The sequence below is a fragment of the Roseburia hominis A2-183 genome, from assembly GCF_000225345.1.
Taxonomy (GTDB): Bacteria; Bacillota; Clostridia; order Lachnospirales; family Lachnospiraceae; genus Roseburia; species Roseburia hominis.
This window is the reverse complement of record NC_015977.1, coordinates 1,821,179-1,844,574: the sequence shown is the minus strand read 5'-3', so window position 1 is coordinate 1,844,574 and position 23,396 is coordinate 1,821,179. Positions and strand designations below refer to the sequence as shown.

Below are 23,396 nucleotides of genomic sequence, written 5' to 3'. Positions count from 1 at the left end.
CATGAAATATATCAGGAACACAACGGATTTTTATATAGAAGAGAATACGGTACTTTCTCTCGGCAAGTTTGACGGGATTCACAGGGGGCATGAGCAGCTGCTGCAGTATTTTGCAAAGAAAAAGGACGAAGGTCTCGCGGGAGCGATTTTTACCTTCGACATTCCACCTCGCAGAAATGTGCAGAATGTGGAGGCGAAGGTGCTGACCACGAATGAGGAAAAAAGGCACATGTTTGAGCACCTGGGGATTGATTATGTGGTGGAGTGCCCGTTTACGCAGGAGATCATGTGCATGGAGCCGGAGGATTTCATCGCTAAGATTGTGCGGCAGCTTCATGTAAAGTGCATGGTTGTGGGGGAAGACTTTCATTTCGGACATAACCGCAGGGGCGATTACCATATGCTGCGGCAGTATGCCGGAAAATACGGATACGAAGTGATCGTTGTGGAGAAAATAAAAGAAGACAGCCGGGACATCAGCAGCACGTTCGTGAGGGAAGAGATCGCAGCCGGGAATATCGAGAAGGCAAATCATCTTCTGGGATACCGTTACTTTGTGACCAGCAGAGTCCTGCACGGCAACCAGATCGGAAGAACGATCGGGATTCCGACCATCAACCAGCTGCCGCCGAAGGAGAAGCTGCTGCCGCCGAACGGTGTCTACGTGACGGAGGCATACATCGGAGACCGGTGGTACCGCGGCATCAGCAACGTGGGGTGCAAGCCTACGATTGAGGGAGAGTATCCTGTCGGGGTGGAGACACATCTGCTGGATTTCGCGGAAGATGTCTACGATAAGATGGTGACGGTGGAGTTCTTAAGCAGAGTCCGCAGCGAGCGGAAATTTGCATCGATTGAGGCGCTCAAAGAGCAGATGCAGAACGATGTTGCCTATGGCCGTGCCTATTTTGAAAAACACACCTCGTAATAATTATTACATAAATGTTACAAAAATATGTTGACATCGTAAAAAATCGTTGCTATACTGGACGTTAGATTTAAAAATGAGCACAAACTAGAATTGCGCAGGAGACGGCGCAAGAATGGAGAGTCATATGAAAGCACGATTAGCGAGAATCGCAGGTTTGGTCCTGGCGGGAACTCTGGTGGTTTCCACAGCGGCAATAGATCAGAAGTCAAAGAATACAGATGCGGATACCAGTGCAACCGTGGCGTCCGGTGTTACCAGCGCACTGTCCGGAAGTCTCAGTGACGCGGCGATGGGCGTGGCCGGTGTTTCCGGAATGGACATTGCAAGAACGGCACAGGGACAGGAAGCGGTTGAAGAGGGCACCGAATCAGCAGAGGCGGGTGTGGATGTGGATGCATCGACGTCTTCTGCCGCTGCCGGAGTATCGGCAGAGCTTGCAGATGCAGCAGCCGCGGCCTCACAGGCGCAGGACGAACTTACAGAGACGGAGAGCACAGAGGAGCAGACAGAGAGTACAGAGCAGGATGCCGCACAGCAGGCGGCGAGCGCTTACGGATATACCAATCTCGGTGTGGCGAATGTTGAGGGCAATCTCAACGTCCGTGCAGCGGCAGGCACTGATGCAGATGTCGTGGGCAAGATGCCGAACAACGCAGGATGTGAGATCCTCGGCGTGGAAGGCGAATGGACACAGATTAAGTCCGGTTCCGTGGAAGGTTATGTAAAGTCGGAGTATCTTCTGACCGGAGATGCGGCGCTTGCCAGAGCGGATGAGGTAAAGCAGACGCTTGCCACCGTGACGACGACAACCCTTTACGTCAGAGAGCAGCCGAACACCGACTGCGCGATTGTCACAATGATGCCGCAGGGCGAGGAACTCGAGGTGCTCGAGGTGCTTGACGGATGGGTGAAGATCAACGTCGACAGTGATGAGGGATATGTCTCTTCCGATTATGTAGAGATCTCGACAGAGCTTTTAAAGGCGATGACCATGACTGAGATCCGGTATGGACAGGGTGTTTCGGATGTGCGTGTATCGCTGGTGCAGTATGCGACACAGTTTGTCGGCAATCCGTATGTATGGGGTGGCACAAGTCTGACCAGAGGTGCGGACTGCTCCGGTTTTGTCATGAGCGTATTTGCCAACTACGGCATTTCCCTTCCGCATTCTTCCGGCGCGCAGTCGAATTGTGGAACGAAGATTTCGGCCTCTGAGGCACAGCCGGGAGATCTGTTCTTCTACGGAAACGGAAGCCGCATCAACCACGTGGCAATCTACATCGGCAACGGACAGGTGGTACATGCAAGTTCACCGAAGTCCGGCATCAAGATTTCCGGTGCCTATTACCGTACGCCGGTCAAAGTTGTGCGTGTGATCAATAATTAAAAAGTTGTTTACAAGCGTATGCAGCTATGCTATAATGCGAGAGTATGAGTTCAGCCCATATTCGGTAAATGGACACTCCAACCTTTTACTGAGTATCATACACAGTCGGGCGATGGGCCCAAAGGGCCCGGTATGGCAGAAGCCATCCAAACAGAATATTATAAGGAGGATCAGAACATGATCGCAAAGGACAAGAAGCAGAACATTATCGCAGAGTATGGAAGAACACCGAATGACACAGGTTCACCGGAGGTACAGGTTGCTCTTTTGACAGCACGTATCGAGGAGCTTACCGCTCACTTAAAGGAGAACCCGAACGATCATCACTCCAGAAGAGGTCTTTTAAAGATGGTTGGTCAGAGACGTGGTTTACTTGCTTACTTAAAGAAAGTAGATATCGAGAGATATCGTGCTTTAATCGAGCGTTTAGGTCTCAGAAAATAAGATGTCCAAAGCGGGCAGACATGCCCGCTTATCAATAGAGCGGAGAGCTTCCCCGCTCTATTTTTACTGTATGGAGGCACTTCCGTGCAGCATGGCAATCTGACAGAAGCGTATCCCCGAGACCACTGAAATATAGATACGTGCAGTGTATGTATTTCAGTAGTTTCGGTGCTTCTGCAGAGTGATTTTGCGGGATCCTTCCGGCAGAACCGAAGAAGAGAATGAAAGAGAATCAGAAAAGGAGAATTCGCATGTACAAAAGTTTTTCGATGGAACTTGCAGGCAGAACACTTACCGTTGATATCGGAAGAGTCTGCGCACAGGCAAATGGAGCAGCTTTATTAAAATATGGAGAGACGACCGTGCTTTCTACCGTGACGGCATCGGACAAGCCGCGTGACGGCATTGATTTCTTCCCGCTTTCCGTAGAATACGAGGAGAAGATGTATTCGGTTGGCAAGATCCCGGGAGGATTCAACAAGAGAGAGGGTAAGGCATCCGAGAATGCAATCTTAACCTCCCGCGTGATCGACCGCCCGATGCGTCCGTTATTCCCGAAGGATTACCGCAACGACGTGACGATCAACAACATGGTAATGTCTGTAGATCCGGCATGCCGTCCGGAGATCGTTGCCATGATTGGTTCCGCACTGGTTACCACAATTTCCGATATCCCGTTTGCAGGTCCGTGTGCAACGACGCAGATGGGTATGGTGGACGGAGAGTTCATCGTGAATCCTTCCCAGAAGGAGTGGGACAAGGGTGATCTGCAGCTGACCGTGGCATCCACAGCAGAGAAGGTGATCATGATCGAGGCAGGCGCCAATGAGATCCCGGAGGACAAGATGATCGAGGCGATCTACAAGTGCCATGATGTAAACCAGACGATCATCGCGTTTGTCAATAAGATCGTGGAAGAGGTTGGCAAGCCGAAGCATGAGTATACAAGCTGCGCAATTCCGGATGAGATGTTTGCGGCAATCAAGGAACTGGTTCCTCCGGCACAGATGGAGGAGGCTGTATTCACAGACGAGAAGCAGCAGCGTGAGGAGAATATCCGCGAGATTACGGACAAGCTGGCAGAGGCTTTCGCAGACAATGAGGAGTGGCTTGCTGTTCTGGGCGAGGCAGTTTACCAGTATCAGAAGAAGACTGTCCGCAAGATGATCTTAAAGGATCATAAACGTCCGGATGGACGTGCCATCAACCAGATCCGTCCGCTGGCAGCAGAGGTGGATCTGATCCCGAGAGTACACGGCTCTGCGATGTTTACACGTGGACAGACACAGATCTGCGATGTGGTGACACTTGCACCGCTCTCCGAGGTTCAGAAGATCGACGGACTGGATGAGAATATTACGACGAAGAGATACATCCATCAGTACAATTTCCCGGCATATTCGGTAGGCGAGACCAAGGTATCCCGCGGACCGGGACGCCGTGAGATCGGTCACGGTGCGCTCGCTGAGAAGGCACTTATGGCAGTGCTTCCTTCCGAGGAGGAATTCCCGTATGCCATCCGTGCAGTGTCCGAGACATTCGAGTCGAACGGATCTACTTCCATGGCGTCGACCTGTGCGTCCTGCATGTCCTTAATGGCTGCCGGAGTACCGCTCAAGGCTATGGTGGCAGGTATTTCCTGCGGTCTTGTGACCGGAGATACCGATGACGATTACATTGTTCTGACAGATATCCAGGGTCTCGAGGACTTCTTCGGAGATATGGACTTCAAGGTAACCGGTACGCACAAGGGTATCACCGCCATCCAGATGGATATCAAGATTCATGGTCTGACCAGACCGATCGTAGAGGAAGCCATCGCAAGAACAAGAGAGGCGAGAATCTACATTATGGATGAGGTAATGTCCAAGGCAATCGCAGAGCCGCGCAAGCAGGTGAGCGAGTATGCACCGAAGATTGTCCAGATCCAGATTGATCCGGAGAAGATCGGCGATGTGGTTGGACAGAGAGGCAAGACGATCAATGAGATCATTGCCCGCACCGGCGTGAAGATCGACATCACAGATGACGGTTCCGTATCCGTATGCGGTACGGAAGCGGAGATGATGGATAAGGCCATCGAGATGATCCGGATTATCACGACCGATTTCAAGGAGGGACAGATCCTTACCGGAACGGTAGTGAGCATCAAGGAGTTCGGCGCATTCTTAGAGTTTGCACCGGGTAAAGAAGGCATGGTTCACATCAGCAAGATCGCAAAGGAGCGCATCAACCATGTGGAGGATGTACTGACCCTTGGCGATAAGGTGAAGGTGGTATGCCTTGGCAAGGATAAGATGGGAAGAATCAGCTTCTCCATCAAAGATGTTCCGGCGGAAGCATAAAGCAGTCATGCACCGGTAATTGCATAACAGAAATGAAGTGCCTTTTCTATGGCTTTGCATAAGCTATAAGAAAAGGCATTTTTTATGAATCGGGTCAGAAAAATCATCCATACGGATTATGCATATAAAACAGGTTTGAGCGGGAAAAATGTAACCGTGGCGATTATGGATACCGGAATTGTTCCGCATGTGGATTTCGGGAACAGGATCCGATATTTTGGAGATTTCTGTGAAGGAAAGACGGGACTGTACGACGACAACGGCCACGGCACACATGTGTCCGGAATCGTGGCGGGCAGTGGCGAGGCATCGAGAAAAGAATACGGGATGCCGGTTTGCCACGGCATTGCACCGCAGGCGGATATCGTGATGTTAAAGGTGCTAGACGCCAAGGGGAACGGAAATACCAGGGATGTTCTGGCGGGAATGGAGTGGATTGCAAAGAACCAGCAGGAATATCAGATCCGCCTGTTGAATATTTCCGTTGGAATGCTTCCAAGCGCGGGAGAGCGGGAACAGCAGGAACTTCTTAGCGCGGTGGACGATCTCTGGGACAGGGGGATCATGGTTGTCGCGGCAGCCGGAAATAACGGCCCTAAGGAAAATTCGGTGACCATTCCCGGAATCTCAAGAAAGATTGTAACGATTGGAAGCAGTGACGACGGAAAGAGCGAGCCGGGGAAGCGGGGGCTTAAGACGGGGTACAGCAGCAACGGTCCGACGGCATGCTGTATTGTAAAGCCGGAAATCCTGGCTCCGGGCACGGCGATTAAAAGCTGCGGCAGGGAAAAAAACGGATACCGGGTAAAGAGCGGGACTTCCATGGCGGCGCCGGTTGTCACGGGTGCACTGGCGCTTGCATTTCAGAAGTATCCGTATCTGTCGCCGGCGGAGATGAAGCTGCGCTTGTACGAGAGAGCGTATCCGCGGGGAGAGCAGCTTGGCAGAAAATGCTGGGGAATGATTCATGTCGACCATCTGGTGAGAGGCTGAAGAGGAGCGGGAGGCTGAAGAAAATAGAATGCTGCAAGACGGAAAGGAAGGGAAGGGAAGGGAAGGGAAGGGGAGGTGACGTGACCGGCGGTTGACATTTTATATGAAAAAACGTAAGATAAAAAATACGGTTTTGAAAGGGAGGAGACTTATGAAGAAGATTGCACACCTTCTGATGGGAAGACTGACAATTGTCGGGGTTTCGATATTGCTGCAGATCTGCTGGCTGTTTCTGGTGCTGTGGAAATTCAGCTATCAGTTTACCTATGCGAACCTGATAATCCGCGCTGCGGCGATTGTTCTGGTGCTTGTGATTGCGAACAAGTGGGAGAATCCGGCGAATAAACTTTCCTGGACGTTTCTGATTCTGTTGTCGCCGATCCTTGGAATCATGCTGTATTTCCTGTTTGGACGCTCCGGTCTGACGAAGCACACCAGAGAACAGATGGATGCCGTGAACCGGGAAGTGGATGCCTGCATGCCGGTAGACGAGGAGGCGGTCAGGCTGCTGCAGGAGGCGGATCCATCGGTTTTACGACAGTCAAAATATATTGCGGACTGGGGACATTTTCCGGTCTACCGGAATACCGCCACAAAGTATTATGAGAGCGGGGAGGCGATGTTCCCGGATATGCTTGCAGCGTTGGAGAGCGCGGAACACTTTATTTTTCTGGAGTATTTCATCATCGAGGAGGGACATATGTTCCACCAGATCGAGGATATCCTGGAGAAAAAGGTCAAAGAGGGCGTGGAGGTACGCCTGATCTACGATGATGTCGGCTGCATCGGCACACTGCCGCCGCGGTATTATAAGCAGCTTCAGAAAAAGGGCATCAAGTGCGCTGCCTTTAATCCGTTCCGGCCGCTGCTCTCGGTAATCATGAACAACCGGGATCACCGGAAGATTTTTGTGGTGGACGGCGCGGTCGGTTTTACGGGCGGGATCAATCTGGCAGATGAATATATCAATGAGGTAAAACGGTTCGGCTACTGGAAGGACACCGGCGTGCGCATCGAGGGCGAGGCGGTCTGGAGTCTGACCAGCATGTTTTTGTCCATGTGGAATTACATCGTCCATTCCACGGAAGATTACAGCCGGTTTATGCCGGCACAGCATCAGAAAGCACCCTTTGAGAATGACGGGTTCGTGCAGCCGTACGGTGACAGCCCTCTGGATCATGAGAATGTGGGCGAAAATATTTACCTGAATATCATAAACAGGGCAAAGAATTACGTCTATATCTTCACACCGTATCTGATCATTGACCATGAGATGCTGACGGCGCTCTGCAACGCGGCGAAGGACGGTGTGGACGTGCGGATTGTGACGCCGGGGATTCCGGACAAGAAGATGATTTTCCTGCTCACGCAGTCCTACTATGCACCGCTCATACAAAGCGGGGTAAAAATTTATCAGTACACGCCGGGATTTATTCACGCAAAATGTTTTGTCTGTGACGATGAGATCGCAACGGTGGGCAGCGTGAATCTTGACTTCCGCAGCCTATATCTGCATTTCGAGTGCGGCGTTTTCTTCTACCGCTCCGCGGTTGTGGCACAGGTAAAGGAAGACTGCCTGAATACGTTTGCGTGCTCAGAGCAGATGACGGCAGAGTTCTGCAGAAACCGGCCGGTACCGGTACGGCTTCTGCAGAGTGTGCTACGCCTGCTGGCACCGCTATTATAATAGAAAAAAGTCAGGTCAGAAGATAGAAAAGCGCCATCTTGAAATAATCGCGGTATGAGGCGGCGTGAACATCCGCAGTGTAACGGATATTCACGGAGCCGAGTTCCCTGCCGCCTGCGGAGTAGACAACCCTGCCGGCCACGTCACCCTTTCTGACAGGTGCCGTGACCGTCTCGGGGAGAATCTGCTCTTTTTTTACATCAGAGAGGTCCTCGCCTTTTACAGACAGGTAGGAGAAGGGAGAGTCGTAGGCGAGACCGACGGCGGTTTCGGTGCCCTTTGTCACAGGAAGATCGGGCAGAGCGTCCGTGTTTTCATCCGTGTACAGGCGGCATTTTCCGAATCCGTAATTTAAAAGCGTGGTGGCATCTGCAAAGCGCACTTTGTAATCGGGCGCTGCCATGACGACGGCGATCAGTTCCAGACCGTCTTTTTCTGCGGTGGCAGACACGCAGTATTTGGCGAGACTGGTGGAACCGGTCTTTAATCCGGTGGCATACTCATACTGCCGGATGAGTTTGTTGGTGTTGGTCAGACCGAATTCCGAACTTCCCTTTGCCGTGACATGGGTGATGTTTTCCATCCAGATGGTGCAGTAGTTGTGGATTTCGGGATGGTTTACGGTGAGTTCGCGGGACATAAGGGCGACGTCGTAGGCGCTTGTCATGTGCCCTTCCGTATCGAGACCACAGCAGTTGACAAAGGTGGTGTCTTTCATGCCGAGCCCTCTGGCACGCTCGTTCATCTGACGGACGAATTCGGATTCGGAACCGCAGAGATATTCCGCCATGGCGACGCAGGCATCGTTGGCGCTCGCAACGCTGATACATTTGATCATGGTCTCTACGGTCTGGGTCTCCCCAGGCTCTAAGAACACCTGTGAGCCGCCCATGCTTGCAGCGTATTCCGACACGGTCACCGTGTCGGTCAGGGAGATCTGTCCGCGCTCTATGGCATCGAAAATGAGAATCAGGGTCATGATTTTTGTGATACTTGCGGGATGCCGGATTTCATGTGCGTTTTTTTCGTAGACCACAGTTCCGGTGGACGCCTCCATCAGAAGAACGCTCGGCGCCGAGACGGAAAGGTCGGCTTCGCTGTTTTCCGCCGCAAGAACGGGAGAAGAGAGAGTGAGGGTGCAGCATAACAGAAAAGAAAGAAACTGCTTCAAGGTATTCTCCAGGATTCTTTTTGTTACTATTGTAGAGGAAGAACCTGTACATTATGCAGCGTGCACAAAAAGAAATTGGCATCCCGCGGGAAACTCTCATTTGAAACACTAATTATAGTAGAGAAGATTGTGCGAAAATACTAAATATAGGAAAAAACCTTGAATTTTTCGAGGAAACAATGTAAAATTGATACGTTGAAGATGTGGCAGAGAGGTTCTGCCGCCGGAGAGGATAAGAGAATCAGATGGAAATGACCGTAAAACTGCAGGTATTTGAGGGACCTTTAGATCTGCTTTTACACTTGCTCGAGAAGAATAAAGTAAATATCTATGATATTCCGATTGTGGAGATCACGAATCAGTATATGGAATACATCGCAGAGATGAAGCGTCAGGATCTGAATGTGGTAAGCGAATTTCTTGTCATGGCGGCGACACTCATTGACATCAAATCCCGCATGCTTCTTCCGGCTCCGGAGACGGAGGACGAGGAAGAAGAGGATCCGCGTGCGGAACTGGTACAGCAGCTTTTGGAGTACAAGATGTACAAATGTATGGCATACGAGCTGCGTGACCGCCAGATGGATGCGGAGCGTGTCCTTTTTAAGGAGCCGACCATTCCGCCGGAGGTGGCAGAGTATGAGGAGCCGGTCAACATGGAGGAGCTCGTCTCGGATGTAACGCTTGCCAGATTGAATGAGATTTTTAAGTCCATCATGAAAAAGCAGGTGGACAAGATTGATCCGATCCGTTCCAAGTTCGGCAAGATTGAGAAGGAAGAGGTATCGCTTTCGGACAAGATGGCATATCTGGAGAATTACTGCCTGACGCACAGCCGGTTCAGTTTCCGCAGTCTCCTTGAGGCACAGGCGGGCAAGATGGAGATCATTGTCACGTTTCTCGCCATTCTGGAACTGATGAAGACAGGCAAGATATTTATATCACAGGAACACACCTTTGATGATATTCTGATTCAGTCAAAGATTGTGGCATAGAGTTGGAGTTTTCGGGATGAATGAAAAGAATTACGAGGCGATCATTGAGGCGATCCTCTTTACGATGGGAGAATCGGTAGAGCTGGACAAGATCGCCGCAGCCATAGAACTGGATAAAAAAGAGACAAAAGCGATCATTGAGAAGATGATGAAGCACTACGAGAATCCGTCCATCGGTGTGAAGATTATTGAGCTGGACGATGCGTATCAGATGTGCACCAAAAGCGAGATGTACGAATATCTGATCAAGATTGCGAGACAGCCAAAGCGCCATGTCCTGACGGATGTTCTTCTGGAGACGCTGTCCATCATCGCCTATAAGCAGCCGATCACCAAGGTGGAGATCGAGAAGATCCGCGGTGTTTCCTGCGATCACGCGGTGAACAAGCTGGTGGAATACAATCTGGTATGCGAGCTTGGCAGACTGGATGCACCGGGGCGCCCGCTGCTCTTCGGAACGACGGAAGAGTTCCTACGAAGCTTTGGGGTACAGTCAATCGACGAACTCCCGGTATTAAATCCGGTGCAGGTGGAGGAATTTAAGCAGGAGGCGGAAGCCGAGATGCATATGAAGCTTGATATATAGAACATAAAAGAAATCCTGGTGCAAATCTGTGAGAGACGGATAATAAGGAATTGCCGCAACAAGCATAGACCGCTTTGGGTGATAAGTAATATTATCAGAAGACCACACCGTGGGATTTCAGATGGAAATGCAGGTGGAAATTCGGTTCAAAAAATGTGGCATTTCTAACCAACCGGATGTTTGCATCTTCGATGATCCGTGTCTTTCCAAGTTTGGAGCACTCCGCGGGTCATGTCCGCATCCCGGAAGACAATTTGTAGGACTTTTGTGTGTGTCCCTTATGGCACCTCTAAGCAAAACATAACCGCGCGAAGCCGATGTCTGAGTCGGCATCTGCCTTATTTTCAATAGCAGATGCCGGCGAGTTTCGGTTCGCGCGGTTTTATATTGTCTGCGAAGAGGTGCCCTTAGGGACACCAGAAAGTCCGCCCATTGTCTCCGGTGTGCCGGACATGCACCCGTCGGATTGTCCAAACGTGGAAGAGACACGGAATCCGATGCAAACATTCAGCCGGAAGAAATGCTCACATTTTTCTCCAACGAATATTCCATCTGCATTTCCACATGAAATCCCCAAGTGTGTTTCTAATAATATTACTTATCAAAGCACGATATGCTTATTGCGGCAGTTCCTTTTTACATACCGTTTCTGTTCTGCAAAAAATGAGGGACGCATATACATCAGTGAAGTCATTTTGGGAGAATGGCATGTATCGACGCTTTCTTTCTCTATTGTTAAGTATGAGCTTGCTTATTTTTTCGCCTGTGCGTGTCCGGGCGCAGGATGTGCCGGCAGAGTCGGAACTGTACGCAAAATCTGCCGTTTTGATGGATGCGGATTCCGGAAGAATTCTCTATGAGAAAAACGGGCATGAAGCGATGGCGAATGCGAGTACGACAAAGATTTTAACCTGTATCGTGGCACTGGAAAACTGTGATCCGGCGAGCGTGGTTACGGTGTCAAAAAATGCGGCGTCCCAGCCGAAGGTACATCTGGGGATGCACGAGGGACAACAGTTTTATCTGAGGGATCTTTTATATGGTCTGATGCTGGAATCCTACAATGACTGTGCGGTGGCCATCGCGGAATTTGCGGCGGGGGAGGTGCAGGGATTTGCCGCGCTGATGAATGCGAAGGCAGAGGAACTCGGCTGTGAGGACAGCTACTTTATTACACCGAACGGACTGGATGCGAAGGATGATGCCGGGTTTCATCACACGACGGCGGCAGACCTTGCTAAGATTATGAAATATTGTATTAAGGAATCGTTAAAAAGCGACGAATTTCTCGAGATTACACGGACGGCGCAGTATTCTTTTTCTGATGCAGAGGGGAAATGCACGTACCAGTGCACGAACCACAATGCATTTTTGCAGATGATGGAAGGGGCGCTTTCCGGAAAAACGGGATTTACCGGAACCGCCGGATACTGCTATGTCGGAGCGCTGCAGCGGGAGGACAAAACGCTGATCGTGGCGCTGCTCGCCTGTGGATGGCCGAACAACAAGACCTATAAGTGGTCCGACACCAGAAAACTCATGAATTACGGATTGGAGCAGTTCAAAAAGATCGACCTGCTGCAGATTGAGCCGGACGAAGCGGAGCTTGCGCCCATAGAGGTGCGGGACGGACAGGGCGGAAAAATCGGCGAAACGGTGTATTTAAAACTGGTTGTCAGGAACTATGCAGGGGAGGAGAGTATCCTGGCGCCGCTAAGCAGTGAGGTTACGCTTAGGTATGAGATTGCAGACCGGCTGTATGCACCGGTGAAGAGCGGAGATTACATCGGGAAGATTCGTTATATGCTGGGGGAGGAGACGCTTGCGGAGCGATGTGTGGTAGCCGGGGAGACAATCGGAAAGATCGATTATCCGTGGTGTCTGGGGCAGGTGCTTCGGCTTCTCTGGATCGAATAAAAAACACAAACAAAAAGCGTCAAAAAATTAACAATTTACTTGAAATATTGCAGAAAAGCAATTATAATTTAACATAGCGTAATTTGTTGAATTTTTATACAAAGACGCATGGATTTACATCATTCACTATGAAGCCGCATCCCAAATGGATGTGGACAACAATTTATAGATGGAGGGCAAAAAGAATGAATAGTAGCAATGATAGCCTGGCTATGCAGCGCATCACCAGGTTAGTCGACGAGAACAGTTTCATTGAGATCGGTTCTCTCGTAACCGCAAGAAGCACAGATTTTAATCTTGCAGCAACGGATACTCCTTCCGACGGAGTCATCACAGGACACGGCCTGATTGACGGCAATCTGGTGTTCATTTACAGCCAGGACGCTTCTGTTTTAAACGGAACAATCGGCGAGATGCATGCGAAGAAGATCGCTGCAGTGTATGACATGGCGATGAAGATGGGAGCACCGGTGATCGGCTTTATCGATTGCGCGGGAGTCCGTTTACAGGAGTCTGTAGATGCGCTTGACGGCTTCGGACTGATCTATGCAAAAGAAGTTGCAGCATCCGGCGTGGTTCCGCAGATTTCAGCCGTATTCGGCAGCTGCGGCGGTGGACTGGCAGTGGTACCGGCACTTTCTGATTTTGCTTTTATCGAAGAATCCAAAGGAAAGATGTTTGTGAATTCTCCGAACGCAATTGACGGAAACCGCATCGAGAAGTGCGACACATCATCTGCGGCATTCCAGGCAGATGAGAACGGCTGCATCGACGCGACGGGAACAGAGGATGAGATCCTTGCAGACATCCGTGAGCTGGTCGGCATGCTTCCGCTCAACAACGAGGGAGATGTCTACACAGACGAGTGTGCGGATGACCTGAACCGTGCATGCGAGAGCATGGATGCCATGAAGGGTGATCCGAGATATCTTCTCAGTGAGATTTCGGACAGCCATACATTCTTCGAGACAAAGGCAGGCTATGCCAGAGACATGGTGACCGGATTTATCAAGTTAAACGGTATGACGGTCGGCGCAGTTGCAAACTGCACAACGGTATACGACGAAGAGGGCAAAGAGAGCGAGAAGTTTGACAATGTTCTTTCCGCAAAGGGATGTGAGAAGGCAGCAGAGTTCGTATCTTTCTGCGACGCATTCGAGATCCCGGTACTGACTCTGACAAATGTCAAGGGCTACAAGGCATGCAAGTGCTCTGAAAAGCGTCTTGCAAAGGCACTTGCTCATCTGACCTCCGCATTTGCGGGAGCTACATGTCCGAAGGTGAACCTGATCACGGGAGAGGCATACGGTACCGCTTATGTTGCTATGAATTCCAAGTCTATCGGTGCGGATTTCGTATATGCATGGCCGGACGCAAAGGTCGGCATGATGGATGCGGATCTTGCAGTAAAGATCATGTACGCGGATGCATCTGCGGATGAGCTTGCAGAGAAGGCAAAGGAATATGATGCACTGCAGGGCAGCGTTATGACAGCAGCCAGAAGAGGCTATGTGGATCTGATCGTTGATCCGGCAGATACGAGAAAGTATCTGGTAGATGCGTTTGAACTGTTATACACAAAGTGTGCATATACACCGGACAAGAAACATGGAACAAAATAGAAAGGTGAAGTTTATGAAGAAAAAATTATCTCTTATACTTTGTCTTTGCTTTATGGCTCTGGGACTTGCAGCATGCGGAACAGATCCGACAACGGTTGACTATTTCGGAATGACTTACGATGAACTGCAGAGCAGCATGGAACAGGAAGTTTCCGCGCTGGTTGGTCTTACGGACGACAACAGAACCTATATCCAGTCCTACGGCAGCGATACGGCAATGAAACTTGTCGAGAGCTGGGATGAGGCGACAAGTGATGTCGGCGCATATCAGGGACTTGGAGAATTCAATATCACAAAGGCACAGAAAACCTTAACAGTAGATCAGTATGTAGAGTATCAGAATCGTGAAGTCATCGTTTCTTACATCTATACATACAATTACGAGACCGAGCAGCCGGAGCTTACTGATGCATCCGCGGACAAGGTATACACGCTGGGTGAGAAGATGGAGAAGGCTGCGTTAAATACCCTGATGGGAATGGGAACCGTATTCGTGGTTCTGATCCTGATCAGCCTTATTATTTACTGTTTCCGCTTTATCTCTGTAATACAGAACAAGGCGGCCGGCAAGGGCAAGAAGAACGAGGCAGAGGCAGGCGCTGTGGTAGAGCAGATCGGACAGCGTGAAGAGCAGCTTACCGATGATCTTGAACTTGTGGCAGTTATTTCCGCAGCGGTTGCGGCAAGCACCGGTGCATCCGCGGATTCTTTCGTTGTGAGATCGATCCGCAGACGCTAATTCGTATAAATGAAAAGAAATCATATTAGGAGGATATTTCAATGAAAAGCTATACAATTACAGTAAACGGCAATGTATATGATGTAACCGTAGAAGAGAACGGCGCAGTGAGCGCACCGGCAGCAGCACCGAGACGTGCAGCAGCACCGGCGGCAGCACCTGCAGCAAAGCCGGCTGCTGCTGCAGGCGCAGGCAGCGTTAAGATCGAGGCAGGCGCAGCAGGAAAGGTATTCAAACTTGAGAAGTCTGTCGGTGATGCCGTTAAGAAGGGAGACAGCATCATGGTTCTTGAGATCATGAAGATGGAGACTCCGGTCGTTGCAACGCAGGACGGTACGGTAGCAAGTATCAACGTAAGTGTTGGAGATATGGTAGAAGCGGGCGCATTACTTGCAACATTAAACTAATTTAGGAGGAAGACAATGAGCTATTTTAGTGAGACAATGGGGAACCTCCTGCATCAGACCGCTTTCTTTAACCTTACCTGGGGAAATTTTGTGATGATCATTGTCGCATGCTTTTTCCTGTATCTGGCTATTGCGAAGGGGTTTGAGCCATTGCTTCTTGTTCCGATTGCATTCGGTATGCTGCTTGTAAATATCTATCCGGATATTTTTGCAGACCCGGAGCAGATGAGCAATGGTGTAGGTGGTTTATTCCACTACTTTTATGTGTTAGACGAGTGGTCAATCTTACCGTCTCTGATTTTCCTTGGAGTCGGTGCTATGACAGATTTCGGACCGCTGATCGCAAACCCGATCAGTTTCCTGCTTGGAGCTGCAGCTCAGTTCGGTATTTTCGGAGCGTACTTCCTTGCAATCATGATGGGCTTTAATGATAAGGCAGCAGCTGCTGTTTCCATTATCGGTGGAGCCGACGGACCGACCTCCATTTTCCTTGCCGGAAAGTTAGGACAGTCGGGACTGATGGGACCGATCGCTGTGGCGGCATATTCCTATATGGCACTTGTGCCGATCATCCAGCCGCCAATTATGAAGCTGTTTACAACCAAAAAAGAGCGTGCCATTAAGATGGAGAACTTAAGACCGGTTTCCAAGCTGGAGAAGATTCTCTTCCCGATCGTGGTTACGGTGGTTGTATGTACGATTCTTCCGACGACAGCGCCGCTGGTTGGTATGCTGATGCTCGGTAACCTGTTCCGCGAGAGCGGTGTGGTCCGCCAGCTGACCGATACCGCATCCAACGCATTGATGTACATCGTAGTTATCCTGCTCGGTACTTCCGTAGGTGCATCTACGAGTGCGGAGGCATTCTTAAATACAACGACATTAAAGATCGTTGCACTTGGACTGATTGCATTTATGTTCGGTACAGCAGCCGGTGTCCTGTTTGGTAAGCTGTTATGCTTCCTCACAAAGGGCAAGATCAATCCTCTGATCGGATCTGCCGGTGTATCTGCCGTTCCTATGGCAGCCCGTGTATCCCAGAAAGTCGGTGCAGAGGAAGACCCGACGAACTTCCTGCTGATGCATGCGATGGGACCGAACGTTGCCGGCGTTATCGGTACTGCAGTAGCAGCCGGTGTATTCATGGCAATTTTCGGAATTTAGTGAAAGAGCAAATGCCGTCATAGACGGATAGCGGTATCAAAGTATCCGCTGATAAGGAGGAAAAAATGTCAGAAGTTGTTAAAAAACCTTTAAAAATAACAGAGACGGTGCTGCGTGATGCGCACCAGTCCCTGATTGCGACAAGAATGACAACCGAGCAGATGCTTCCGATCGTAGACAAGATGGATAAGGTCGGATACAATGCGGTTGAGTGCTGGGGCGGTGCTACCTTCGATGCATGCCTTCGTTTCCTGAAAGAAGATCCGTGGGATCGTCTCCGCAAGTTAAGAGACGGATTTAAGAACACCAAGCTTCAGATGCTGTTTCGTGGACAGAACATCTTAGGATATCGTCCGTATGCGGATGATGTGGTAGAGTATTTCGTACAGAAATCGATCGCAAACGGTATTGATATCATTCGTATTTTCGACTGCTTAAACGATGTCCGCAACCTGCAGACAGCCGTTACCGCATGTAACAAAGAGAAAGGACATGCACAGGTCGCATTATCCTATACACTTGGCGATGCCTACACTCTGGATTACTGGATGGAGATGGCGAAGAAAGTAGAGGATATGGGTGCTGATTCCTTATGTATCAAGGATATGGCAGGTCTTTTGGTTCCGACGAAGGCAACCGAGCTGATTCAGGCATTAAAGTCTGCAACCAACCTTCCGATCGAACTCCATACACACTATACTTCCGGTGTCGCTTCCATGACATACATGAAGGCGGTTGAGGCAGGCTGTGACATTATCGATACAGCAATGTCTCCGTTCTCCATGGGAACCAGCCAGCCGGCAACCGAGGTTATGGTAGAGGCATTCAAGGGCACAGAGTTCGATACCGGTCTGGATCAGAACCTGTTAGCTGAGATCGCTGACTACTTCCGTCCGATGCGTGAGGAAGCGTTAGAGAGCGGTCTGATGAACCCGAAGGTTCTCGGCGTTAACATCAAGACTCTGTTATATCAGGTACCGGGTGGTATGTTATCCAACCTTCTGTCTCAGTTAAAAGAGCAGGGCAAGGAAGACAAGTTCGAGGAGGTTCTTGCAGAGGTTCCGCGTGTGCGTAAAGACCTCGGTGAGCCGCCACTTGTTACACCGTCCTCACAGATCGTTGGTACACAGGCTGTGTTCAACGTACTGATGGGAGAGCGCTACAAAGTGGCAACCAAGGAGACCAAAGACGTACTGCTTGGAAAGTACGGTCAGACTGTAAAACCGTTCAACCCGGAGATCGTAGACAAGGTACTTGGCGAGGAGAAGAAGAACGCCATTACCTGCCGTCCGGCAGATCTGCTTGAGCCGGAGCTGGATAAGATCGAGGCTGAGATGAAGCAGTGGAAGCAGCAGGATGAGGATGTACTGTCCTACGCACTGTTCCCGCAGGTTGCAACCGAATTCTTCAAGTACCGTGAGGCACAGCAGAAGAAGGTCGATGCAAGCGTCGCAGATACCAAGAACGGAGCATATCCGGTATAATCAAAAAACAGTTATAACAAAAAGCGGGTGAGCAGTCACCTGCTTTTTTTGCTGCCTTTTTTGCTATTTTATCACACCGCAGGCAATCCGTTCGCCGGAGTCGCCCGCGGGCTGCGTTGTAAAGTTATCCGGCATCCGGTGAATGATGAGGGATTTTCCGATAATTTCCGGAATCGTAAAACGCTTGTCATAAAATGCCATCCAGGCATAACCCTGGTTGCCCAGAAGCGGAGGCATGTCGCCGCTGTGATTCGGGTGTTTGGCCGGCGTACGGCTGTAATGGGCACCGGCACTGGTAAACGGGGAGACGCATACGCCGTTTTCGTGGATGTGCATGCCGTAAAAATTACTGGAGCCGGGAGCCGCGACGTTCGGAAGACCGAAGACTTCAACCTCCACGAGAGTTCCTTCGTATTCTGTGGCATAGAACCGGGCAAGCCCGGAGATGGAAGGAAAATTGTTGCCGCCGGCAATCCAGGCGGATGCATCCGGCGGAGACTGCATCAGTGTATGAATAAAATTGGTTGCTGGTGTGATATCGCGCATAGCTGCCTCAATGGAAGAGTGTCGTTGGTTTATTATATGCAGCGGCAGAAAAATGCGCTGCATGTAAGGAAAGTTCCATGCATAATTTCTTGCAAAACACCATGTATTTGATATAATAAAAACATTGAGCGGATCACAATTCCGCAGAAGTGAGGAGAAGCATGAGCAATACAAATGACCTGAGTAACCGCATCAATGATGCTTACAGTAAGCTGAGCAAGGGACAGAAACGGCTGGCAACCTACATTACGGACAATTATGACAAGGCGGTATTTCTGACCGCCGCAAAGCTGGGTGAGGTTGTGGGCGTGAGCGAGTCCACGGTGGTACGCTTTGCGACACATCTGGGATATAAGGGCTATCCGGAATTCCAGAGTGCGCTGGAGGAACTGGTGCGCAATAAGCTGAACTCCATTCAGCGCATGGAGGTTACTTACGGCAGGATCAGCCAGTCGAAGATTCTGGAGACGGTGCTGAAATCCGACGCGGACAAGATCCATTCCACACTGGAAAAGATTGATCAGAATGCATTTGAACTCGCGGTTGACACGATCCTGCACGCCAAACATATCTATATCATCGGAATCCGGAGCTGTGCGCCGCTTGCCAGCTTCATGGCTTTTTATTTTACCCTAATGTTTCCGAACGTTCATCTGATTCAGACAAGCAGTTCGAGCGAGATTTTTGAACAGATGGTGCGCATCGGCAAGGAGGATGTGATCATCGGAATCAGTTTTCCGCGTTATTCCATGCGTACTTTAAAGGCGATGGAATTTGCGAATAACCGGAGCGCAAAGGTAATCACACTCACCGACAGCGTACATTCCCCGATGAACCTCTATTCTTCCTGCAATCTGATTGCGGACAGCGATATGGCTTCCATTGTGGATTCCCTGGTTGCCCCGCTGTCGGTGATCAATGCGCTGATTGTGGCGCTCTGCATGAAAAAGCAGAACGAGGTGGCGAAAACGCTTGAGATGTTAGAGGATATCTGGGACGAATACCAGGTTTACGAGAACGATGAGATCAATTATATCGATGATTCCATCAAGATGCGGTATGGAAAAGTAGGAGATGCGGAACTGTATGAGTAAGGTGATCGTAGTCGGCGGCGGGCCGGCGGGAATGTTTGCTGCCATTGCGGCGGCGGAGCGGGGACATGAGGTCGTTTTGCTCGAGAAAAATGAAAAGCTTGGGAAAAAGCTCTACATCACCGGCAAAGGGCGGTGCAACATCACGAATGCGGGGGATATGGACACCCTGTTTGCCAATGTGATGACGAACCCAAAGTTTTTGTACAGCGCTTTTTACGATTATGACAATCAGAGAGTGATTGATTTTTTTGAGGAGAATGGTCTGGCGACGAAGGTAGAGCGCGGCAACCGTGTATTCCCGGTATCGGATCATTCTTCGGATGTGATCGCCACGCTACAGCGGGTACTAAAGCGCACGGGTGTTATGGTGCAGCTTCATGCGGAAGTGCGGCAGATCCTCACCGGGGAAGGCGCGGTGCGCGGCGTGAAGCTTGCCGACGGAAGCGTTCTTGAAGCAGAGCGCGTGATTCTTGCAACCGGAGGATTTTCTTATCAGACGACCGGTTCGACCGGAGACGGCTACCGTTTTGCGAGGGAACTCGGACATACGGTGACACAGATTACGCCGTCACTGGTTCCGTTCTACGTGAAGGAGACCTGCGCGGCGAGGATGCAGGGGCTGGCGCTGAAAAATGTGCAGGTGCGCATCCGGGACGGAAAAAAGCTGTTGTATGACGAATTCGGCGAGATGCTCTTTACCCATTTCGGGGTAAGCGGACCGCTGATTTTAAGCGCCAGTGCGGCAATCAAGCCGGGCCGCGTGGAGAAGGAACTGGCGATGGAGATCGACTTAAAGCCGGCACTCACGGAGGAACAGCTGGATGCGAGACTTCTGCGTGAATTCGAGGAGGCAAAGAATAAGCAGTTTAAAAACGCCGTCGTGCATCTGTTCCCGGCGAAGATGATTCCGGTGATGTTAGAAGCCGGAGCGATTGATCCGGAGAAGAAGGTCAACGAGATCACGAGAGAGGAGCGGATGGGATTTGTGCATCTGATCAAGGCGTTTCCGCTGACGCTCTGCGGTGTCAGAGATTTCAATGAAGCGATCATCACACGCGGGGGTGTCAGCGTAAAGGAAGTGAACCCTTCCACGATGGAATCAAAGCTTGTGCCGGGATTGTATTTCTGCGGGGAACTATTGGATCTGGATGCGATGACCGGCGGATTTAATCTGCAGATTGCCTGGTCGACCGGGCATCTGGCGGGTGAGAGTATCGAATAGAAGAGGAGAGAAGAAGAGATGAGTATGAATATTGCGATTGACGGACCGGCAGGCGCCGGGAAGAGCACAATTGCGAAAAAACTGGCGAAAAAGCTGGCGTTTGTCTATGTGGATACGGGAGCAATGTACCGTGCGATGGCATACTATTTTTTACAGAACGGCATTGCACCAGATGATGAGCAGGCGATTGCGGCAGCCTGCCCGAAGGTTGACGTGACGATTGTGTATGAGAACGGCGAACAGCAGGTGCTCTTAAACGGAGAGAATGTAAACGGCGTCATTCGGACGGAGGAAGTCGGCAATATGGCATCAGCGACCAGTGTCTATCCGGTTGTGCGCACAAAGCTTGTGGAACTGCAGCGGCAGCTTGCGACAAAGACGGACGTCATCATGGACGGAAGGGATATCGGCACCTGTGTGCTTCCGGATGCGCAGGTAAAAATATATCTCACGGCAAGCGTTGCAACGCGCGCAAAGCGCAGATATGATGAACTGACCGCCAAGGGAACCCAGTGCAATCTGGAAGAGATCGAGAAAGATATTGAAGACCGCGATTACCGCGATATGCACCGGGAGACGTCGCCGTTAAAGCAGGCCAAGGATGCGGTGTTAGTGGACAGCTCCGAGATGAACATCGACGAAGTGGTGGACGCAATCTATCAGATTTATGCGAGGGTATAGAGAATATGAATGTAATCTTGGCAAAGAGCGCGGGCTTCTGCTTCGGGGTAAAACGTGCCGTGGATACGGTATATGAACGGATTTTGGAAAAAGAACCGCTCTACACGTTCGGACCGATCATCCACAATGAAGAAGTGGTGCGTGATCTGGAGGAAAAGGGCGTCGTCGTGGTAAACGATGTGGACGAACTTGCGGGGAAGCCGCAGGGGACGGTAATCATCCGGGCACACGGCGTGGAGAGAGGTGTCTGCGAGAAAATACAGACGCTCGGCTTTTCCATCGTGGACGCGACCTGCCCGTTTGTGTTAAAGATTCACCGGCTGGTGGAGCGCTACAGTGGGGAGGACTGTCACATTGTGATCGTCGGGAATGCCAGCCACCCGGAGGTGAAAGGCATCAAAAGCTGGTCGAATGCAGAGGATACGCGCGTGATCGGAACCCGCGAAGAGGCCGAAAAATACGATGCTTCCCATGGGAAAAAGGTATGTATTGTATCACAAACGACATTTAATTACAATAAATTTCAAGAATTAGTTGAAATTATAAAAGAAAAAGGTTATGATATAATTGTTTTAAATACAATCTGCAATGCTACGGAGGAACGTCAGACGGAAGCCCGGGCAATCGCGGAGCAGGTGGATGCCATGATTGTGATCGGTGGCAGGAACAGTTCCAACACGCAGAAGCTATTTGAAATATGTAAAAACGAATGCAAAAATACTTACTATATACAAACTGTAAAGGATCTTGACCTTGCCGAAGTCAGGTCTGTCGATAACGTAGGTATTACCGCAGGGGCTTCTACCCCAAACAATATTATTGAGGAGGTTCAAAAGAATGTCAGAAATGAGCTTTGAACAAATGCTGGAAGAATCATTTAAAACAATAAGAAATGGAGAGGTAGTTGAGGGTACCGTTATCGATGTGAAACCTGATGAGATCGTTCTGAATATCGGCTACAAGGCAGACGGAATCATTACTCGTAATGAATACACAAACGAAGCAAACGTAGACCTTACCACATTGGTATCCGTCGGCGACACCATGGAAGCAAAGGTTTTAAAGGTAAATGACGGTGAGGGTCAGGTATTACTGACATACAAGCGTCTGGCTGCCGAGAAGGGAAGCAAGAGATTAGAGGAAGCATTTGAGAACAAGGAAGTGCTGACCGCTAAGGTTGCACAGGTACTGGATGGAGGATTATGCGTAAACGTAGATGAGACAAGAGTATTTATTCCGGCAAGTCTTGTATCAGATACCTACGAGAAGGATCTTTCCAAATACAAGGATCAGGAGATCGAGTTCGTTATCAGCGAGTTCAATCCGAAGAGAAGAAGAATCATCGGCGACAGAAAGCAGCTTCTGGTTGCTAAGAAGTTAGAGCAGCAGAAAGAACTGTTCGCAAGAATCAAGATCGGTGATGTATTAGAGGGAACAGTTAAGAATGTAACAGATTTCGGTGCGTTTATTGATCTTGGCGGAGCAGACGGTCTGCTTCATATTTCCGAGATGTCCTGGGGCAGAGTAGAGAGCCCAAAGAAGGTATTCAAGGTAGGCGATCAGGTTCGCGTATTCATCAAAGATATCAATGAGAATAAGATTGCACTCAGCATGAAGTTCCCGGCAGAGAATCCGTGGAACGGCGCAGCAGAGAAGTTCGCAATCGGCAACGTTGTAAAGGGCAAAGTTGCAAGAATGACAGACTTCGGCGCATTTGTTGAGCTTGCACCGGGTGTGGATGCACTCCTTCATGTATCCCAGATTTCCAAGGAGCATGTAGAGAAGCCGTCCGACGTATTAAAAGTTGGACAGGAGATCGAGGCAAAGATCGTTGATTTCAACGAGGAAGAGAAGAAGATCAGTTTATCTATGAAGGCACTGCTCGCACCGGAAGAAGATGCGGATGCAGATGTTGCAGATGTAGATATTGATGCGGTTGCAAAGGAAGAGGAGTAATCTCTGATTTCGATGATTGCAGAGT

21 protein-coding genes are annotated in these 23,396 nt (G+C 50.1%); 19 read left to right on the top strand and 2 right to left on the bottom strand.

What is annotated here, in order from left to right; genetic code table 11:
• The first annotated feature begins 1 nt into the window (after nucleotide 1).
• From RHOM_RS08265 to cls, 6 genes are all read left to right on the top strand, one after another.
• Nucleotides 2-928, top strand: coding sequence for a bifunctional riboflavin kinase/FAD synthetase (locus RHOM_RS08265; RefSeq protein ID WP_014079847.1), 927 nt, complete (start codon nucleotides 2-4; stop codon nucleotides 926-928).
• Between the two features lie 127 nt (nucleotides 929-1,055).
• Nucleotides 1,056-2,318 (top strand): C40 family peptidase, encoded by a 1,263-nt coding sequence (locus RHOM_RS08260; protein WP_044024930.1) that lies wholly within the window; start codon nucleotides 1,056-1,058, stop codon nucleotides 2,316-2,318.
• Between the two features lie 177 nt (nucleotides 2,319-2,495).
• Nucleotides 2,496-2,762 (top strand): 30S ribosomal protein S15, encoded by a 267-nt coding sequence (rpsO, locus tag RHOM_RS08255; protein WP_014079845.1) that lies wholly within the window; start codon nucleotides 2,496-2,498, stop codon nucleotides 2,760-2,762.
• A gap of 251 nt (nucleotides 2,763-3,013) precedes the next feature.
• Nucleotides 3,014-5,107 (top strand): polyribonucleotide nucleotidyltransferase, encoded by a 2,094-nt coding sequence (locus tag RHOM_RS08250; RefSeq protein WP_014079844.1) that lies wholly within the window; start codon nucleotides 3,014-3,016, stop codon nucleotides 5,105-5,107.
• An 84-nt stretch (nucleotides 5,108-5,191) separates the two neighbouring features.
• On the top strand, nucleotides 5,192-6,100 hold the full coding sequence (locus tag RHOM_RS08245; RefSeq protein WP_014079843.1) for a S8 family peptidase: 909 nt from the start codon (nucleotides 5,192-5,194) through the stop codon (nucleotides 6,098-6,100).
• Nucleotides 6,101-6,251: 151 nt separating this feature from the next.
• Nucleotides 6,252-7,787 (top strand): cardiolipin synthase, encoded by a 1,536-nt coding sequence (gene cls, locus RHOM_RS08240; RefSeq protein WP_014079842.1) that lies wholly within the window; start codon nucleotides 6,252-6,254, stop codon nucleotides 7,785-7,787.
• Between the two features lie 10 nt (nucleotides 7,788-7,797).
• Here cls and RHOM_RS08235 read toward each other — a convergent pair whose 3' ends face one another.
• Nucleotides 7,798-8,958, bottom strand: coding sequence for a D-alanyl-D-alanine carboxypeptidase family protein (locus RHOM_RS08235; RefSeq protein WP_014079841.1), 1,161 nt, complete (start codon nucleotides 8,956-8,958; stop codon nucleotides 7,798-7,800).
• A gap of 245 nt (nucleotides 8,959-9,203) precedes the next feature.
• Here RHOM_RS08235 and RHOM_RS08230 point away from each other — a divergent pair, with 245 nt between their 5' ends.
• The 8 genes from RHOM_RS08230 (at nucleotide 9,204) to RHOM_RS08195 (ending at nucleotide 17,872) form a co-directional block, all read left to right on the top strand.
• Nucleotides 9,204-9,953 (top strand): segregation and condensation protein A, encoded by a 750-nt coding sequence (locus RHOM_RS08230; protein WP_014079840.1) that lies wholly within the window; start codon nucleotides 9,204-9,206, stop codon nucleotides 9,951-9,953.
• Nucleotides 9,954-9,969: 16 nt separating this feature from the next.
• Nucleotides 9,970-10,539 (top strand): SMC-Scp complex subunit ScpB, encoded by a 570-nt coding sequence (scpB, locus tag RHOM_RS08225; RefSeq protein WP_014079839.1) that lies wholly within the window; start codon nucleotides 9,970-9,972, stop codon nucleotides 10,537-10,539.
• Between the two features lie 741 nt (nucleotides 10,540-11,280).
• On the top strand, nucleotides 11,281-12,456 hold the full coding sequence (locus RHOM_RS08220; protein WP_278654004.1) for a D-alanyl-D-alanine carboxypeptidase family protein: 1,176 nt from the start codon (nucleotides 11,281-11,283) through the stop codon (nucleotides 12,454-12,456).
• A 185-nt stretch (nucleotides 12,457-12,641) separates the two neighbouring features.
• Nucleotides 12,642-14,078 (top strand): acyl-CoA carboxylase subunit beta, encoded by a 1,437-nt coding sequence (locus tag RHOM_RS08215; RefSeq protein ID WP_014079837.1) that lies wholly within the window; start codon nucleotides 12,642-12,644, stop codon nucleotides 14,076-14,078.
• 13 nt (nucleotides 14,079-14,091) lie between these two features.
• Entirely contained in the window at nucleotides 14,092-14,817 is a 726-nt protein-coding gene (locus RHOM_RS08210) for an OadG family transporter subunit (RefSeq protein ID WP_014079836.1), read from the top strand.
• A 41-nt stretch (nucleotides 14,818-14,858) separates the two neighbouring features.
• Nucleotides 14,859-15,224 (top strand): biotin/lipoyl-containing protein, encoded by a 366-nt coding sequence (locus tag RHOM_RS08205; protein ID WP_014079835.1) that lies wholly within the window; start codon nucleotides 14,859-14,861, stop codon nucleotides 15,222-15,224.
• A 15-nt stretch (nucleotides 15,225-15,239) separates the two neighbouring features.
• Nucleotides 15,240-16,388 (top strand): sodium ion-translocating decarboxylase subunit beta, encoded by a 1,149-nt coding sequence (locus tag RHOM_RS08200; RefSeq protein WP_014079834.1) that lies wholly within the window; start codon nucleotides 15,240-15,242, stop codon nucleotides 16,386-16,388.
• A 65-nt stretch (nucleotides 16,389-16,453) separates the two neighbouring features.
• A complete protein-coding gene (locus RHOM_RS08195; protein ID WP_014079833.1) occupies nucleotides 16,454-17,872 on the top strand; it encodes an oxaloacetate decarboxylase subunit alpha in 1,419 nt (472 codons plus the stop codon).
• A gap of 63 nt (nucleotides 17,873-17,935) precedes the next feature.
• Here the strand turns inward: RHOM_RS08195 and RHOM_RS08190 are convergent, their stop codons facing one another.
• Nucleotides 17,936-18,418: a superoxide dismutase family protein gene (locus RHOM_RS08190; protein ID WP_014079832.1), complete on the bottom strand. Its 483-nt coding sequence runs from the start codon at nucleotides 18,416-18,418 to the stop codon at nucleotides 17,936-17,938.
• A 161-nt stretch (nucleotides 18,419-18,579) separates the two neighbouring features.
• On the opposite strand from RHOM_RS08190, the gene RHOM_RS08185 reads away from it, so the two are divergent.
• From RHOM_RS08185 to rpsA, 5 genes are read left to right on the top strand one after another with little or no spacing between them, the layout of a single operon-like run.
• Nucleotides 18,580-19,512 carry a MurR/RpiR family transcriptional regulator gene (locus RHOM_RS08185; protein WP_014079831.1) on the top strand — a complete coding sequence of 311 codons (933 nt, stop codon included), beginning with the start codon at nucleotides 18,580-18,582 and terminating at the stop codon, nucleotides 19,510-19,512.
• On the top strand, nucleotides 19,505-20,734 hold the full coding sequence (locus RHOM_RS08180; RefSeq protein ID WP_014079830.1) for a BaiN/RdsA family NAD(P)/FAD-dependent oxidoreductase: 1,230 nt from the start codon (nucleotides 19,505-19,507) through the stop codon (nucleotides 20,732-20,734). Before RHOM_RS08185 ends, RHOM_RS08180 begins: the two co-directional genes overlap by 8 nt.
• An 18-nt stretch (nucleotides 20,735-20,752) precedes the next feature.
• Nucleotides 20,753-21,415, top strand: a complete 663-nt coding sequence (gene cmk, locus RHOM_RS08175; protein WP_014079829.1) for a (d)CMP kinase — start codon at nucleotides 20,753-20,755, stop codon at nucleotides 21,413-21,415.
• 5 nt (nucleotides 21,416-21,420) lie between these two features.
• Complete coding sequence (gene ispH / locus RHOM_RS08170; RefSeq protein ID WP_014079828.1) at nucleotides 21,421-22,272, top strand: 4-hydroxy-3-methylbut-2-enyl diphosphate reductase; 852 nt, start codon at nucleotides 21,421-21,423, stop codon at nucleotides 22,270-22,272.
• Nucleotides 22,253-23,371, top strand: coding sequence for a 30S ribosomal protein S1 (gene rpsA / locus RHOM_RS08165; protein ID WP_014079827.1), 1,119 nt, complete (start codon nucleotides 22,253-22,255; stop codon nucleotides 23,369-23,371). Before ispH ends, rpsA begins: the two co-directional genes overlap by 20 nt.
• Nucleotides 23,372-23,396: the final 25 nt, after the last annotated feature.